Consider the following 15,313-nt stretch of genomic DNA (forward strand, 5'->3'; position numbering starts at 1 on the left):
GGCGGCGGCCCAGACGCACGGGCGAGGCGCCGGGAGCGTACCGAGCTAGTTGTCCGATCCCCGCGCGTCGCCTCGCGGGTCGTGGTGGCGCGCGACGCGGTACTCGTTCGTGGTCAGGACGAACGCGAGCAGCGTGTCGACGGCGTCGACGACGCCCTTCACCCGCACCGAGTAGCGGACGCTACGCCCACGCCGCTGTCCTGCAGGGACGTCCGCCTGGATGATGCCCGCGTTCTCAAGCTGCTCGAGGTGGAGGCGAAGCGAGCTCGCCGAGACGCCGAGCCCATCCGCGATCTCCGCTCGCAACAGCGGCCCTCGCGACGACAGCTCCCGCAGGATGGACTGCGCCAACGGCATGTCGATCGCGTACAGCATCGCTGCCTCCCGAGACGTCAGCGGCGTCGCGGGGCGGACGAAGCGGGGCACGCGCCCAGGATGGCAGCCAGTCGGGTGACGCCATCCGCCCAACCTTGCGACGTGAGCGCAATATAACGCTACGATCCCCGAGTCACTCGGAGCCACGCTCCGCGAGGAGCGCCAGCTGTCAGGGGATCGTCGATGAGCAACGCCAGGCGCGGGTCCGGCCGGCCCGCTGCTCTTGCCCAACCTGACAGACTCGGACATTTCGCCGATACACGGTCGAATGCGACAAGCGAGCCCGAATCCGGCAATGTGCCGACCAGAGCCTCAAGATCCGAGCAGGTACTCGGAGCACACCGCCGCAACGTACTCGAGCCGGTGTCGATCAACCGTCCAGCCGGCACGCAGGTGTCCGTGCGGGCCAGGAACCGGCTCCGCGACGACCAAGCCGAATGCTCGGAGTTCGCGGAGGTGCTCGTTGACGTGCCGAACGCCGAGCTCGAGGGCCTGGGCCAGAGCGTCGCTGCTGAGCGGAGCGTTGCGCATCAGCTGGTGGAGGAGTTCGACCCGAGTGTGACTTCCGAGCACCTCGATCGCTCGGCTGACGTAGTGGGGTTGGGGGCGGGGTACGACGATGCGGGGCATGCCCTCCTCATTCGGCGGTTAAGGCGCCCGGGACATAAGTCCCGAGATTCATGTTGGGCGATTTCTAGCGTGGCCACACGTACCCATGGAGGGGTGACATGGTGATGACGGAGCAGGAGAGCGTCGCCGAGCGTCAGGGTCAGGAGGACCCGCCGGTGCGTCGTTCGCGGCGTGCGAGCGTCCTGGTGGTGCTCGGTGTCGTGACCGCGCTCGTGGTCGGCGGCGGTGGCGTGACCTACGCGCGCTGGGACGCGGATCTCGACGCGCGGCTCGCGGCCGCCCAGGACGAGCTCAGCCAGGCTGAGGTGCAGCTCGCCGACGTCACGCAGGCCGGTGCCGCGGCTCTGGAGTCCTCGAAGGGCAAGGTCGCGGACGACCAGGTGCGCCAGACGCTGGCCGACCTCCTCGATGATGGGGTCCCCGGCTCCGCATCCGAGCGGGGGAGCAGGTCGGACCAGATCACTGCCATCACCGCCCTCGCCTCGTCGACCCGAACTCATGCCGGCGAGATCGAGCAGGCGACCTCGGCGGTCTCCGAGGCGCGCGCCGCCTGGGAGCTCGCCCAGGCTCAGGACGGGTACGACCAGGCCCTGAGTGACATGGTCGCTGCCGTCGACGCCGCTGCCGCGGTGCTCGCGGGCAGCGAGGGCAAGGTCGCCGACAACCAAGTGCGCCAGGACCTCGCGGACGCCATCGATGCTGCCTCAGCCGTTCGCGAGAAGGCCATCGCCTCGACAGTTGGGGCGCTGACGGCGGCGGCGCACGCGGCGGCTGAGGCCACGGACGCGGTTACCGCGGCGACCACTGCGACGAGCCAGGCGCAGAGCGCCTGGCAGGCGGAGCAGGACCGTATCGCCGCAGAGCGGGCGGCAGCCGAGCGAGCGGCCGCCGAGCAGGCGGCCGCCGCGGCGCGCAAGGCGTCGGCCAGTTCCTCCGGCTCATCGGCGGGAGGCGGCCGGTCGGCGAGCCCGAGCGGTTCCAGCGGCGGTGGGGGCGGTACCTCGTCGGCGCCGCGCGTCCACAGCCCGTCAGGGTCGAACTTCGGCACGGGAACCGCCCCTGAGTGCACGACACCATCGTGCGGGATCACGTTCTGATGGCCGCTGAGAGGGGGCGCGCGATGCCGCCCAGATGAGCTATGTCGGGGGAGCGGCAACGTTGCCCCGACATGGGTGAGGCGGTCCCTGATTCCAGCAGGGACCGCCTCGGAGCCCACACCTAGGTACCCGACCTGTGCAGTCAGTCCCACTCGCGAGGAGTTTGTTCGATGAAGGCACGCCCATCTTGGCATGCCCTGGTGCGCAAGCGCATCGGGAACCAGGCGCCGGGTCCTAGCCGGCGAGGCGCGCTGCGCTGGGGTGCGGCGATGGCTGCCGCCGCCCTGCTGGCCAGCGGCAGCGGGCTCGCCCAGGCCGCGACCGGCGGCGGCGGTAGCTCCTCTGGCGGCGCCGGAACCGGTCTGCTCGACTCGGCCAGCACCCTGATGATCGCGCGCGACGGCTTCAACGGAGTCGGGCAGCCGACGCTCCAGGGCCGCGGCCAGGCGTCGATCGACTACTTCTGGGGCCTGACGGTCAGCGCATTCCAGGACCAGATCGGACGGACGCCAGGGACTCAGGGCGTGCAGCCCGGACAAACACCGCAGGACTCGTTCAATGCCGTGTGCGGGGCTGCTCTGCAGAACGCGGCCGACCGCGCAACGGCCATGGGGTACCCGGCCTCGCCGGCGGACTCCCGGGTGGTGGGTGTCTACTTCACGTACGCGGTGGGCTCCGTCAACTGGTTCATGTCGAGCGTGCCCGCCGGTGAGTACTCGGACGCCTTCGCTCCCTCCTGGGCGAGCGAGGTCACCGACCCGAGCCTGCCGGGCTTCACCTACGACAACGACCGCACCCGGTACGCGCAGTTTCAGCAGGACGGTGTGCCGGCGCTGGATGCGATCGCGTCGACGTGGCGGTCGCATGTGGACTCGGTGATCGCTGCGAACCCGTCGTCGGGCAGGTACATGACGTGCGTCGCGCTGAACGAGTTCGAGCCGCAGGTCGAGTTCCAGCCTGTCATCTCCACGCAGGTGACGACCCGGTACGTGGACAAGGGCGAATCGTTCGGCGATGACGTGACGATCGCCCTGGCGGCGGGGGACCAGTGGGCGTCCGTCGGTGGTCAGAACGTCACGATCCGCGCCCGCGGCACGGTCGCCGGTCCGGTCGCTGGTGAGAAGCCGACCCGCGCGACGATCCCGTCGGGAACGCCGGTCGCCGCCACGTTGTGGTTGGACTTCGCGGGGCCGGGGACGAAGCGTGCGACGTGGACGGCGCCGAAGTCCGGGACGTACTCGTTCGTGTGGGAGGTCCGGAAGGCGGACAGCGAGGCGAACGGCCGGTATGTGCGGGCGGACGCCAGCGACTCCTACATGGCGCCGACCGAGATCACCACGGCGCGGATCAACCCGCAGCTCTCGACGCAGGTCCGTGACCGCTACGTCGACGTCGAGGGCGGCGCCCTCGTCGACCAGGTGACGGTGTCGCTGGGCGCCGGCGACCTCTGGCCGCAGGACTCCTCGGGGACCCCGCTGCCTCTGGTGGTGCGGAACACCGCCTACAAGCCGTCGAACACTCCGAGCGCTTCCAGCACCGCGGTGCCCTCGGGCGCCGTGGTGCATGGCACGGAGATGGTGACGTTCACCGCCCCCGGGACGAAGTCGACGCCGGGGACGGTGAAGCGCGACGGCCCCGGGTTCTATCCGTGGGTGGCCGAGATCCGGCTGTCCGACCAGAGCGCGGAGATGCGAAAGCACCTGCAGGGGGCGGTCGCAGCTCGGTTCATGCTCGAGAGCGAGACGACGTCCGCACGCCACAACCTCACGCACTACTCCGAGGTCCGCGAGTACAACGTCGTGGCTGGCGGCCGCGTGTTCGACTCGATCACGCCCGGGGGGTACCCGGACGACCACGGGAGCTTCACGGGGCTGGGGGGCTGGCAGGCCGACGTCGCGACCGCGACCGCGACCGTGTACGGGCCGACGGAGAACCGGATCACGACGGCGGCGGTGCCCGACGGCACGCCGGTGTTCAAGACGATCCCGCTGCCGGCCAAGAACGGCACCTACAACGTGGGGTACGGGACGTCGGACGTCATCAGCCCGACCCAGCCGGGGCACTACGTGATCGTGTACAGCTTCGAGGGTGACGCTCGCGTAGCGCCGTTCGCGTCGCCGGCCAACGACATCCGCGAATCGTTCTACGTCCCGACCGACGGCGCGGGGTGGCTGGACATCATGTCGACCGCCACGCAGAACGTGACGGCGGGCAGCGGCGTCATGTCCGACACGGTCCTGGTGACCGGCACATCTGTCCCGGCGGGCTCGACCCTGACGTGGCAGACCTGCATGTGGGTCGACCCGGCCTCGCCCGGCTGCGCGCAGCCGGTGGACACCTACTCCACGACCGTCAACGGCACCGGGTTCTACAACCACCCCGAGCTCGACGCACCCACGCTCGCCGAGCTGCCCGCGGGCACGCTCGAGGCGGACTACGGCTGGGCACCGGTGCTGACCAGCCCGGACGGGGCCGTCCTGGACCGGGAGCCGTTCGGGACGCCGTCGCAGACCACGCACATCACCGCCGAGCTGCCGACCTGGTCGTCGGTCGCGACACCGACCGCGAAGCCGGGCGACGTCATCACCGACGTGGTGACGTTCGACGGTGCGACTCGCGCGGACTGGACGGTCCAGTGGGAGGCGTGCTGGCTCTCGGCGGACGAGACCTGCCCCGAGGGCGCCGCGTTCGCTCTGGGCGAACCGACGCAGGTCGACCCCACGCAGAGCTCGATGGAGTCGCCGGGCTTGAGGGTGCAGGTGCCGGCGGGCACGAAGCCGGGCACGAGCCCGCGCGTCGGGATGCAGCCGATCCTGCGCGACGCGCTGGGTGCCGAGCTACTGCGCGAGCCGTGGGGCACCGAGGGCCAGGTGACGGTCGTGGACTACCCGCTGCCGTCGATGACCTCGCAGGCGACGAGCACCGCGGTGCTGGGGGATCCGACGCAGGACACCGTGACGATCACCGGTCCGCTCGAGGCGGGCTCGCGGATCACGTGGTCCGGCTGCTACTGGATCGAGGTCGAGGACGGGTCGCGTGAGTGCCGGCAGGACGCCACCGCTGTGGCGGACGTTCCGGTCCTCGAGGACGGTTCGACCGGTCTGGTGCTTCCCGCGCTGGCGGTCGGGGAGACCCTGACGGTCGAGTCGCCGGAGCACACGACCACGTACGGCGGGCTGCTGCCGGACCTGGGGCTGCGGTTCTCCTGGGCGCCGCGGATTAGCGATCCGGACGGCGAGGTGCTGGTCCAGGAGGCCGCTGGGCTTCCCGAGCAGACCACCACGGTGACGTTCCCGCCGATCAAGGTCACCACGAAGGCGTACTCGACGAACCCGCGCGGTCCGTTCTACGGCGACGAGATCGGTGACCTGATCGAGGTCACCGGCGACATCCTGCCCGGCGACTCGGTCACGGTGCGGCTCTACGCGTGGGAGAAGGGCAACCCGCCGCTGTGCACGGGCGAGCCGCTCGCCACCGTGAAGCTCGACCTGACCCCGTCGCTGTCGACGTACGACACCGGCCCGGTCTACAGGACCCCCGAGGACCGCACGAACCTCGTCTACGGGTTCCAGGAGACGACGGTGTCACGCGGTTTGACGGTCGTCTCGAAGTGCGGTCTGGCCGCCGAGACGCTGCCGATGACGGTCGACCCGTGGTCGCAGTGGTCCGACAGCGCGTCCGGGCAGCAGAGCCAGGCGTCCGGCGAGCTCGCTATCACGGGCGTGCAGCGGCTCGGGTGGCTGTTCGGGGCCGCGCTGGTCATGGCGCTCGTCGGCGGCCAGCTCGTGCACATGCGGGAGAAGCGCCGCCGCGTGCAGCACCTCGCCTCCTCCTGAGGCACTCCGCCTGGGCCGGCGACCCTTCCGCCGGCCCAGGCGCGCCCCACCACCCTGCGCCACGCACGTTCCGAACCTGATGGAGACCTCTCATGCCGAAGCACCGTGAGCACGCCCCCCGCCCGATCGTCACGATGAGCGGGCGCCCGACCACCACCTCGCTGCCGCTCGCTGAGCGGTCCTGGATCCGCACCACCGCCGGCAAGGCCGCCGTCACCGCCACCCTGCTGGGCGCGCTCGGCGTTTCAGGCACGTTGGCCGGCTGGGTCGACGACGTCCAGATCACCGCCGAGGTCGGCACCGGGACGCTCGACCTCGCGGTCAACGGGCAGCAGGGTCCGATCGACGTCGCCCTGACGCTGCCCGACGGCACCGACCGACTCGCGCCCGGCGACACCCTCAGCACCACGATCAACGTCGAGAACCCCGGCACCCTGCCCGCGGTCGTCACCACCAAGCTCGCGGGCCTCGGCGCCACCTCGCTCGGCGCGCAGCTGGACGCCACGCTCACCGCGACCCCGTCGGGGGCGCCCGTCCTGACCAAGGGCGGGAAGGCCAACGGCGCGTCCCTGGACGCGTTCACGATCGCACCGGGCGGAACCGTCCCGCTTCGCCTGGATCTGTCGCTGCCGGCCAACACCGGGAACGAGTGGCAGAACAAGGACGACAAGCTCACCCTCACCCTGACCGCCGTCCAGGAGTGACGGTGAACATGTCGCGGATGGTCGGGCTCGGCCGCAGAGCAGTGACCGTGGTGTGCGTCGCCACTGTGCTGCTGGCGGTCGGGCTCGGCCTGGCCCAGGCCGCCGGCTTCGTGCGCCTCCTGGAGGTGCAGGGCGGGTCGATGGAGCCCACCATCGCCAACGGGTCGCTCCTGGTGACGACGCCCGAGCGAGTCGGCGACGTCGCCGTGGGCGACGTCGTGTCGCTCGTGCGCAACACCGGAGTTCGCGTGACGCACCGGGTCGTCGACGTCGACGCGGCGACGGGCGCGATCACCACGCGCGGGGACGCCAACGCAGTCAGCGACCCCGAGCCGTACAGCGGGCAGTCCCTGGACCGGGTCGTCGTCGCGGTGCCGAAGCTGGGCGCGTCGCTGCGCTACCTGCGCCTGTTCATGCACAGTCCGTACTTCCTCGCGCTCGTCGCCGGCGGGATCGTGGCAGCTGCCCCCTGGGAGCGCCGGCGGCCGGACGGGCTGCAGCCCGAGGTGGTGCGCACATGATCGCCGCGGCTCTCCTGATCGCTCTGGCCGGGTCGCCCGCCGACCCGGCACCGATCCAGCTCTCTCCGTCACACGTCGTGATCGCCGGCCTCACCCCCGGGTCGACCGGGGCGGCCGACGTCAGCGTGACCAACAACTCCGGGCAGGCAGTCGAGATCTCGGTCACCGGCCGACTGTCCTCCCCGAACGGACCCGTCGGCGAGGAGGACCTGCTGCAGGTCTCCCTCGCCGGCTGCGCCGGCCCTTGGGCCGGCGTCCCCGTCGAGCCGACCGTGGGACCGGTGTCCACTCGGTGCGACTCCGGGGAGGTCGAGGCCTCGAGCGGCAGCTTGGCGGCGGTGCCGCTCGAGGCCGGCGACTCCATCCACCTGCTCATCAGCGCCGGCCTCGGCGAGCATGCCGGGCCCGGGGCCCAGGGGCAGACCTGGTCGGCGAGCTTCGACGTCACCGCGCTCGCCACCGACCCGGCCCCCGCCCCGGTGCTGACCCTCACCGGCGCGGACACCGCCGGCTTCGCCGCGGCCGCGATCGCGGCCGTGGCTGGGGGAGTGGCGCTGCGCCGGCACACGAAGGGAACCAGGCGATGACTACGTTCAGGAAGCTCGTCCACGCGGCGGTCGCACTCGCCGCGGTGGTCGCACTCGCAGGCGCGGCGGTGCCCACCACGGCGGCGTTCACGGACACCGCCAGCGCGCAGTTCCAGGTCCGCGGTGCGCACTGGGCCACCAGCGTGTGCGTCATCCAGTCCAACGAAGCCCGGCCCGACGCAGTGTTCACGATCGGCGCCAGCGCGCCGCTGGGTCAGGTCGGCTGGACGACGATCCTGAACAAGACCGCCGCGACCACGCCCGCGCAGCTGGCGGGGTGCGACGTGGTGATGATCGCCGGCGAGGCGTGGGGCGTGAAGCCCGCCTCCCGGGACCTCGCTCTCGCGTGGATGGCCTCCGGCGGATCCGTGCTGTCGACCGGCAACGACACCGGAGTGAGCAACTACCCCCTTCCCGAGCTCATCGGGGCCACCGGTGAGGCGTTCCCGCTCTACCCCTACGGCGGCTCGGTCCCCACCAGCGCCGCAGCGCGGCAGGCGATCTCGCCGGCGTACCCCTCGTGGACACCCGGTGCTGCGGGGACCTACGAGCTCGACACGGGCGCACGACCGATCACCGCAGTGGCAGCAGGTGCCGTCTGCGTGGGGACCGTGGCCGGCCACGCGGAGTTCTGCGCGGCCGTCGCGCGGACGAACTCCGCCGGGGGCCGGTGGGTCCACCTTCACACCAAGATCGGCTCGCTCCAGATGCGTGGAGACGTGCCCGCGGCCGACGCCGCGCTCGCCTGGCTCGCGATCGGGCGGGACTGACCGATGGCCACCTCCTTCGTGCGACACCCCGCCCGCCTGCTGGCTGCGGTTCTCGGCGTACTGCTCACGGTGACGGGTCTGGCGTCCGCGTCGACCTCGGCGGCGTTCACCGACTCGGCGACCGTGCAGCTCGAGGTCCGCGGCGCTCACTGGGCCACGAGCGTGTGCGTGATCCAGTCCCCGGAGACACGCCCGGACATCGCCTACACGCTCACCTCGAGCGACCTGCTGCGCGACCGCGGCTGGACGACGGTCCTGGACAAGAGGGCCGCGAGCACAGCTGCGGACCTCGCGGGCTGCGACGTGGTCATGATCGCCGGGGAGTCCTGGACCATCTCGGCCGCGTCGCGCGCGCTGGCCGAAGACTGGACCGCCGCCGGCGGGTCGGTGCTCTCCACGGGGAACGACACCGGGGCGGCCACGCTGCCGAACTTCATCGGCTCGCAAGGGGACCTGCGAGCCGACTACCCGTTCGGTGGATCCGTTCCCGCGTCGGCGTCGGTCCGAGGGTCCCTCTCGCCGCAGTTCCCGTCGTGGACGCCCGGCCCGCTCGGGACTTGGACGGTCGACACGACCGGCCGGCCCATCACCAGCGTGGCCGCCGGGGCGCTCTGCGTGGCGACGGTCGCGGGTCACCCCGACTGGTGCGCGGCGATCGTGCGCACCACGCCCGCCGGCGGCCGGTGGGTCCACCTGCATTCCAAGATCGGCTCGCCAAGCTCTCCTGGCGATGCCCCGGGTGCGGACGCCGCCCTGGCGTGGCTCGCGATCGGGAGGAACTGATGTCTGCAACGATCCACCACTCGCTGCGCGCATCCGCGGCGCTGCGCGGTCTGCGGATCGCCGCGCTGGCCGCCGGCGTCGTGGTGTGCCTGGGCCTGGCGGTGACGCTCACGCTGCTGCTGGCCGCCTCGGGCCTGCTGCGCGTGCTCGACCTGACGGCGTTCATCCCACGGCCCACCAGCGCGTACGCGCTGCGCGCCGGCGGGGCGTGGGTGGTGTTCCTCGCGTTGGCGAGTCTGCTGCACCGCACCACTCGCGAGTACAGCGCATGACCGCGGGCCGTGCGATGCGCTGCGCACACCACCTTCTGGGAGCCCTCGCCACGCTGGTGTGGGACCCGATCCTCGAGCGCGCCGAGCGTAGGGCGGAGCCCACCGGGCCCCGGTCCGCCCGCGGCAGTGCGCGCACCAGCTGGGAGGTCACGGCCACCGGTTCGACGGCCGTCGCTCAACACTGCGGCTCACCGGCTGTGGCCTCCCTACCGACCGCCGGACGCACGGGCACCCCCTGGCCCACCGCGCCGGCACCGACCCGGGTGCAGGGGAGCGGACACCCCCTGCACGCGCCCCTGCGCCCGGGTAACTCGCCGCCGCAGCGCTGAGCGTCGGCGCCGAACCACACCTACCAGTCGGGGGACTGATGAAGAGCAAGAGCAGGAGCGCGACCTCCGCGGCCGCCGCGTGGCCGCGGATCAGCGTCGTGATTCGCGACGACGGCACCGGCCAGGTGCGCGTCGCTGGGATGGTCACGGCCGAGATCGCTGCCACCGATGCGGCCAGCGCACGTCAGGAGGCCACGAGGCACCTGACCGCGACTGCGAAGCAGTTCGGGCGACCGGTGCAGGCGGCGACTCAGGACCCCGAGGGCGAGTGGGAGATCGTCGTCTCGCCCGACGGGTCGGTGCGCGGCGTCGACTCGGACTCGACTCGTGCACCCAGGCGCCCGAAGAGGGCGCGCACGACGCCGGCGACCTCGCCGGCGTCCCGCAAGCGGGAGGGCGCGGTCACGCCCGGTCGTGGGGTTCCCCCGACTGGCCATGACCGGGAGCCGCGCCCTCCCTTCACCGCAGCCCTGCATGCGGCCGAGCGAGCGGCCGCCGAGCGCGCCGAGCGAGAGGCCGCCGAGCGCGCCGAGCGGGAAGCCGCCGAGCGCGCCGAGCGGGAAGCCGCCGAGCGCGCCGAGCGGGAAGCCGCCGAGCGCGCCGAGCGAGAGGCCGCCGAGCGCGCCGACCTCGAGGCGGCGGTTCGAGCGCTCGAGGCCCGCGTCATTGAGGCTGCCGCGGTGCGGCGGGCCGCCGCCGGCAAGGTTCCGGCCGACCTCGAGGCGGCACTTTCCGAGGCGATCCGCGGGGCCAGCGAGCTGGCGCGCTACGCGCGGGGGAGCGCGGCCGCCAACGTGCCTAGGGCGGCACAGGAGGCGGCGACCCTCGCCGGCGATGTCGACGAGGTCGTCGAGGCCGTGCGACGGCTCGTGCTCGAGTACGACGACGCGGCGGCGCAGCTCGAGCAGCGGCGGGCTGCAGAGGCGGCCTCGGCGTCGAGCGCGACCGCGGCTGCGCTGCACGCGGCCCGGTCGGTGGAGGCGCCCGACTTCCTGGGCGAAGCGCCCGACGGCGCCTCCGAGACCAAGCCGGACGAAGTCGCTGTCGTCGACGGCGACCAGGTGGCGCGGGCGCTTGCCTCCGGTCGGCGCCGACCGCGCGCGCGCACCTGGATCGCAGTGGCGGTCGCGATCGCCCTCGTGGCCGTCGGGGCGACCCAGGCCCAGCGGGTCTGGGTCGCCCGGGAGGTGACCGCCGCGCACGCCCAGTGGACCGAGGAGCAGCTCGGGCTTACGACCGACGTGCAGGCGGCGCAGGAGCTGCTCGCGAGCTCGGAAGGCAAGGTGACGGACGACGCGTTCCTGGAGGACCTTCAGGCGGCGATCGCCCGGGCGCTCGACGCGCGTGCTGATCCGAGCGAGGCGGGATCGAGCGTTCCGGCCGCGGCCTGGCGTGAGGCTGAGCGTGAGGTGATCGCTGCCGGCGCTGTGCTGCGAAGCGCCGTCAGCGCGGTCGAGGAGTCCCGGGCGGCCTGGGAGCTTGAGCGGGCGACGAAGGCGTGGCAGAAGGCGCGCTCAGACCTGTCTGCGGCGATGGACGACGCGAACGCGGTCATCGCCTCGAGCGTGAACCAGGTTGCGGACGACGGAGTGCGCCAGGCGCTGGCTGACGCCGTCGCGCAGGCGATCGACGTCCGCGACGTCGACGTCGACGACGCCACCGCCGAGGCGCTGGATGCGGCTGCGGCGGCGGCCGCCGCCGAGACGAAGGGCCTCGCTGCACCGACCCAGGCCGTGCGCGACGCGCAGGCAGCCTGGCTCGCGGAGCAGGAGCGGGCGGCTGCGGCTGCGGCTGCCCAAGCGGCCGCGCGGCCGACGACGCCAGCCGCGGGGGGATCGCGGTCACCCGCACAGGAGCAGCCGCCGGCGGCGAACGCTGCTCCCCCCGCCTCGACGAGCGGGGCCGGGGCGAGCACGGAGCTGTGGATCCGACCGGGCTCTGTGGGGTGCACGACGAAGGACCCGTACGACTTCTCGGTGAGTGCGACTACGGGCGGGGTGAGCGGGCCGGTCGTCGTGACGATCGGTGGCGTCTCCCAGACGATCGGGACGGGGAGCGGGTCCTTCTCGGGCACGCTCAAGGGGCTTCCCGCCGGGTCCTACTCGTGGTCCGTGTCGGCGGACGGGCTCGTCGTCTCTGGGTCCAAGACGGTGGTGGTCCCGTGCCCCGCTCAGTGAAGGGTGCGGCCGCCGGCGTCGCGGTCCTGGTGATCCTCGCTGGCTGCGCTGCGCCGGGTTCCGTGACGCCGGCCACGACTGCTCCGAGCGAACCGAGCACCGGGTACCCGACGCTCGGACCCGCGGACGTCGCCAGCGAGGACCTCGACGCCCTCGTCGACCCTGAAGCGCGCGAGGTCGTGCCGACGTGGACGGAAGAGTCGCGTCGCGCTGCGCTCGACGTCGCGATGGCCGCGATGCAGGCGTGGGCTCGCCCCGATCTCCCTCACGAGCAGTGGTGGGCCGGTCTGCAGGGGTACCTGTCGCCCGGCGCCCGGGAGGTCGTCGTCCTGACTGACCCGGCGAACATCCCGGTCACGACGGTGACGGCCGTGCAGCTGCCCGACGAGGGCGAAACCGCGTACGTCGGCTGGGTGGAAGCGGACACCGACGACGGGCCGTGGTGGGTGCTGGTCGCGTGGCAGCCGGACGGGTCGTGGATCGTCGACCGGATCACGCGAAGCCACGAGGTGACGCGATGAGCGACAGCAAGCTCGGCGTGATCGCGGCCGCCGGCGTAGCGCTCGTGATCGGCCCGGTCCTCGCCCTCGGATCCTGCGGCGTCCTGGTGAGCACGCAGGCTCAGCTGCTGGCGACGTGCCAGGAGACGCTCGCCTCCGCCACCAACGCGACCACGCTCAACGTCGACGCGATCGCCGACCACCCGGAGATCTCCGGGCCCGCGATCTCGAAGGACGCGGCGGTTCGCCTCGAGCAGCTGCGCAACGCCGCGTACATCATGAACGCCGCGGCCGCGCTCGGGCTGAACACCCGAGCGCAGGAGATCGGCGTCATGACCGCGATGGGCGAATCCAGCCTGAGGGTCATCGACTACGGCGATGCCGCGGGCCCGGACTCGCGTGGACTGTTCCAGCAGCGAGACAACGGAGCGTGGGGCAGCTACGCGGACCGGATGGATCCGTTCATCAGCGCCACGAACTTCTTCAAGGCGCTGCAGCGGGTCTCGGGCTGGGAGCAGATGACCGGCACCGCCGCCGCCCACGCGGTGCAGCGAAACGCCGACCCGGACCACTACGCGAAGTACGAGCCGACGGCGAAGCAGATCGTGGCTGCGCTGGCGGGCGCGACGTACGACCCGCAGACGCCGGCGGAGTGCCGTCCGGCGGGCGGCGTCGTGGTCGCCGACGGCTGGACCAGCCCGGCGCCCGCGGCCCGCAAGATCACCTCGAGCTTCGGGATGCGCCTGCACCCGATCCTCGGCGTGTACAAGCTGCATGCGGGCACCGATCTCGGCGCGACCTGCGACACGCCCATCTACGCGGCCGCTGCGGGCACGGTGATCGCCGCCAACGGCGCAGGCACGAGCGCGCAACGCGACCTGGTGCGCATCGACCACGGCGGAGGGGTCAACACCCTCTACATGCACATGTACCCCTCGGGGATCTTCGTGCAGCCCGGCGACGTCGTCGACGCCGGCCAGCTCATCGCCGCGGTCGGCAGCGCCGGGAGCTCGACCGCCTGCCACCTGCACTACGAGGTGCGTATCGACGGGACCCCGATCGACCCGGTCCCCTTCATGCAAGAGAGGGGGGTGACGCTGCCGTGAGCACCGTCAACCCGTGGGCTCCCGCGCCCGCACCCGTCCCTGACAAGCCGACCCCCGCGGACCCGGTGCCGGCGAGCAGCACGCTGGTGGGCGTCGCGCGACCCCAGCGCGGCGTCCCGGCCCCACGCGTGGGCCTGCCCGCCATTCCGGTGCGCCCGCGCGCGGCGATGTGGTGGGTCGCCGCGCACGGCGGCGCCGGCGGGTCCACTCTCGCCACGCTCGTCCCCGGGACGGCCGCCGTCGGCCCCGCATGGCCGGACCCGATCGACGGGGTCGCGCACTGCGTGCTCGTGTGCCGCACGAACGTCGCCGGCCTGCGGGCGGCTCAGACCGCGATGACGCAGTGGGCGGCTGGCGCGGCGCCGGCAGGCGTGGAGCTGCACGGCCTCGTGGCTGTCGCGGACGCACCGGGGCGCCTGCCACGACCGCTGCGGGAGTTCCTCGCGATCCTGCGCGGCGGCGTTCAGCAGCTCTGGCTCCTGGAGTGGGTCGAGGCCTGGCGCGTCGAGCCGGCCCCGTCTCTGCAGAGCGTCCCTCGCGCGGTCACCCGGACCATCCGGGACCTGACTGCGATGACGACTTCCCTGGCGACCGCCCAGGGGACCACCGAAGAGAGGTATCTGGCATGAACACCGCACTGCACCTGATGAACGTGGCCGCCGGGGTCCTCATCGACCCGAAGGCCGAGCAGCCGCCGGGCACCGACGGGATCTGGGTCGTGGCCGGGTGGGCCAAGTTCGCGGGCTTCTTCGTCGCTGCGCTCGCTCTCATCGGCGCGATCGTCGTCCTGGTGCTGAACAACCGCCGCGGCGAGGCGATGCAGCACACCGGCGCGATCCTCGGCGTCCTGTTCGGTGTGGTGGGCATCGGCGCCGCGTTCAGCCTGATCAACGTCCTGGCCGGCTGATGCCTCCTACCCGCACGGTCCTGGTCACCGTCAGCGCGGCGCTGGTCGCCGCGCTGACGGTGTCGGGGTGCTCGTCGACCCCGAACCAGGCCACCGTCCCCGCGACGACGACGCCGGCCAAGGAAGCGCCCTCGGCGGCAGAGCAGCCCACCAGCGACAGCGTGTGCGGGCTCGGCGACGTGCAGATGACCGGCGGCATCACAGAGGCGCCCGAGGTCACTTGGGAGCTCGTCGGCACCACGCTCGCACCGAAGGACCCGGCCGCCGGCCCGGGTCTGCAGGACGACGACGGGCTGCGGCGGTGCTTCGCGCGCACGCCGCTGGGCGCGCTCCTCGCGGCGGCGAACATCATGGCCTCCGGGTCGAGCCCGGCGCTGGTCACCCCGCTGACGGACCGGCTCTCGGCACCGGGTCCGGGCCGTGACGCTGCACTCGCCGACCTGGCCGGTCGAGTCACCGTCGGCGACTCGACAATCCGGTACGAGATCGCCGGGTTCACCATGTCCGCGTACGACGGCCGCAACGCCAGCGTCGACGTGGTCATCCGAGCCAGCAACCAGGCGCTGCTCGCCCAGATGATCGACCTGACATGGGTCGAGGGCGACTGGAAGGTCGCGCTCGCCGACGACGGCCAGATGCGCACGCCCATGGGCGCCGTGCAGTCGCTCGCCGGCTACACGGCGTGGGACGGTGCGCAGTGAGCTGCGGGACGTTCGAGC

At 72.5% G+C, this 15,313-nt stretch carries 16 protein-coding genes; 14 read left to right on the forward strand and 2 right to left on the reverse strand.

The features are described 5' to 3' along the window. Positions 1-45 precede the first annotated feature (45 nt). Positions 46-426, reverse strand: coding sequence for a helix-turn-helix domain-containing protein (locus HGA03_RS16785; RefSeq protein ID WP_168631458.1), 381 nt, complete (start codon positions 424-426; stop codon positions 46-48). 261 nt (positions 427-687) lie between these two features. Then, positions 688-1,005 carry a winged helix-turn-helix domain-containing protein gene (locus HGA03_RS16790; protein WP_168631459.1) on the reverse strand — a complete coding sequence of 106 codons (318 nt, stop codon included), beginning with the start codon at positions 1,003-1,005 and terminating at the stop codon, positions 688-690. A 98-nt stretch (positions 1,006-1,103) separates the two neighbouring features. Between HGA03_RS16790 and HGA03_RS16795 the strand changes: the two genes are divergently transcribed. The 14 genes from HGA03_RS16795 to HGA03_RS16860 all read left to right on the forward strand — a co-directional run bounded on the left by HGA03_RS16795 (position 1,104) and on the right by HGA03_RS16860 (position 15,295). Continuing rightward, positions 1,104-2,102 carry a hypothetical protein gene (locus HGA03_RS16795; RefSeq protein ID WP_168631460.1) on the forward strand — a complete coding sequence of 333 codons (999 nt, stop codon included), beginning with the start codon at positions 1,104-1,106 and terminating at the stop codon, positions 2,100-2,102. Positions 2,103-2,371: 269 nt separating this feature from the next. Next, on the forward strand, positions 2,372-5,938 hold the full coding sequence (locus HGA03_RS16800) for a hypothetical protein (protein WP_168631461.1): 3,567 nt from the start codon (positions 2,372-2,374) through the stop codon (positions 5,936-5,938). A 92-nt stretch (positions 5,939-6,030) separates the two neighbouring features. Beyond that, complete coding sequence (locus HGA03_RS16805; RefSeq protein WP_168631462.1) at positions 6,031-6,642, forward strand: TasA family protein; 612 nt, start codon at positions 6,031-6,033, stop codon at positions 6,640-6,642. A gap of 8 nt (positions 6,643-6,650) precedes the next feature. Then, positions 6,651-7,163, forward strand: coding sequence for a signal peptidase I (locus HGA03_RS16810; RefSeq protein WP_239073788.1), 513 nt, complete (start codon positions 6,651-6,653; stop codon positions 7,161-7,163). Next, complete coding sequence (locus HGA03_RS16815; RefSeq protein ID WP_168631464.1) at positions 7,160-7,750, forward strand: hypothetical protein; 591 nt, start codon at positions 7,160-7,162, stop codon at positions 7,748-7,750. The genes HGA03_RS16810 and HGA03_RS16815 overlap by 4 nt, the downstream gene beginning before the upstream one ends. Before the next feature lie 68 nt (positions 7,751-7,818). Continuing rightward, positions 7,819-8,520: a hypothetical protein gene (locus tag HGA03_RS16820; RefSeq protein WP_168631465.1), complete on the forward strand. Its 702-nt coding sequence runs from the start codon at positions 7,819-7,821 to the stop codon at positions 8,518-8,520. A gap of 3 nt (positions 8,521-8,523) precedes the next feature. Further along, entirely contained in the window at positions 8,524-9,303 is a 780-nt protein-coding gene (locus tag HGA03_RS16825; RefSeq protein ID WP_168631466.1) for a hypothetical protein, read from the forward strand. Then, positions 9,303-9,575, forward strand: a complete 273-nt coding sequence (locus tag HGA03_RS16830) for a hypothetical protein (RefSeq protein ID WP_168631467.1) — start codon at positions 9,303-9,305, stop codon at positions 9,573-9,575. Before HGA03_RS16825 ends, HGA03_RS16830 begins: the two co-directional genes overlap by 1 nt. 367 nt (positions 9,576-9,942) lie before the next feature. Further along, entirely contained in the window at positions 9,943-12,081 is a 2,139-nt protein-coding gene (locus HGA03_RS16835) for a hypothetical protein (protein WP_168631468.1), read from the forward strand. After that, positions 12,066-12,602 (forward strand): hypothetical protein, encoded by a 537-nt coding sequence (locus HGA03_RS16840; protein WP_168631469.1) that lies wholly within the window; start codon positions 12,066-12,068, stop codon positions 12,600-12,602. The genes HGA03_RS16835 and HGA03_RS16840 overlap by 16 nt, the downstream gene beginning before the upstream one ends. After that, on the forward strand, positions 12,599-13,687 hold the full coding sequence (locus tag HGA03_RS16845) for a M23 family metallopeptidase (RefSeq protein WP_168631470.1): 1,089 nt from the start codon (positions 12,599-12,601) through the stop codon (positions 13,685-13,687). The genes HGA03_RS16840 and HGA03_RS16845 overlap by 4 nt, the downstream gene beginning before the upstream one ends. Next, on the forward strand, positions 13,684-14,316 hold the full coding sequence (locus HGA03_RS16850; RefSeq protein WP_168631471.1) for a DUF6668 family protein: 633 nt from the start codon (positions 13,684-13,686) through the stop codon (positions 14,314-14,316). The genes HGA03_RS16845 and HGA03_RS16850 overlap by 4 nt, the downstream gene beginning before the upstream one ends. Further along, a complete protein-coding gene (locus HGA03_RS16855; protein ID WP_168631472.1) occupies positions 14,313-14,594 on the forward strand; it encodes a hypothetical protein in 282 nt (93 codons plus the stop codon). The genes HGA03_RS16850 and HGA03_RS16855 overlap by 4 nt, the downstream gene beginning before the upstream one ends. After that, entirely contained in the window at positions 14,594-15,295 is a 702-nt protein-coding gene (locus HGA03_RS16860; protein ID WP_168631473.1) for a DUF8175 domain-containg protein, read from the forward strand. The genes HGA03_RS16855 and HGA03_RS16860 overlap by 1 nt, the downstream gene beginning before the upstream one ends. The last annotated feature ends 18 nt before the right edge of the window (positions 15,296-15,313 follow it).

This window comes from Cellulomonas denverensis (assembly GCF_012396125.1).
GTDB lineage: Bacteria > Actinomycetota > Actinomycetes > Actinomycetales > Cellulomonadaceae > Cellulomonas > Cellulomonas denverensis.

Excerpts from the sequence above, each read along its gene's own strand:
- HGA03_RS16790 (WP_168631459.1), bottom strand. The coding sequence starts at position 1,005 with ATGCCCCGCATCGTCGTACCCCGCCCCCAACCCCACTACGTCAGCCGA.
- HGA03_RS16795 (WP_168631460.1), top strand. The coding sequence starts at position 1,104 with ATGGTGATGACGGAGCAGGAGAGCGTCGCCGAGCGTCAGGGTCAGGAG.
- HGA03_RS16800 (WP_168631461.1), top strand. The coding sequence starts at position 2,372 with ATGGCTGCCGCCGCCCTGCTGGCCAGCGGCAGCGGGCTCGCCCAGGCC.
- HGA03_RS16805 (WP_168631462.1), top strand. The coding sequence starts at position 6,031 with ATGCCGAAGCACCGTGAGCACGCCCCCCGCCCGATCGTCACGATGAGC.
- HGA03_RS16810 (WP_239073788.1), top strand. The coding sequence starts at position 6,651 with ATGTCGCGGATGGTCGGGCTCGGCCGCAGAGCAGTGACCGTGGTGTGC.
- HGA03_RS16815 (WP_168631464.1), top strand. The coding sequence starts at position 7,160 with ATGATCGCCGCGGCTCTCCTGATCGCTCTGGCCGGGTCGCCCGCCGAC.
- HGA03_RS16825 (WP_168631466.1), top strand. The coding sequence starts at position 8,524 with ATGGCCACCTCCTTCGTGCGACACCCCGCCCGCCTGCTGGCTGCGGTT.
- HGA03_RS16830 (WP_168631467.1), top strand. The coding sequence starts at position 9,303 with ATGTCTGCAACGATCCACCACTCGCTGCGCGCATCCGCGGCGCTGCGC.
- HGA03_RS16835 (WP_168631468.1), top strand. The coding sequence starts at position 9,943 with ATGAAGAGCAAGAGCAGGAGCGCGACCTCCGCGGCCGCCGCGTGGCCG.
- HGA03_RS16845 (WP_168631470.1), top strand. The coding sequence starts at position 12,599 with ATGAGCGACAGCAAGCTCGGCGTGATCGCGGCCGCCGGCGTAGCGCTC.
- HGA03_RS16855 (WP_168631472.1), top strand. The coding sequence starts at position 14,313 with ATGAACACCGCACTGCACCTGATGAACGTGGCCGCCGGGGTCCTCATC.
- HGA03_RS16860 (WP_168631473.1), top strand. The coding sequence starts at position 14,594 with ATGCCTCCTACCCGCACGGTCCTGGTCACCGTCAGCGCGGCGCTGGTC.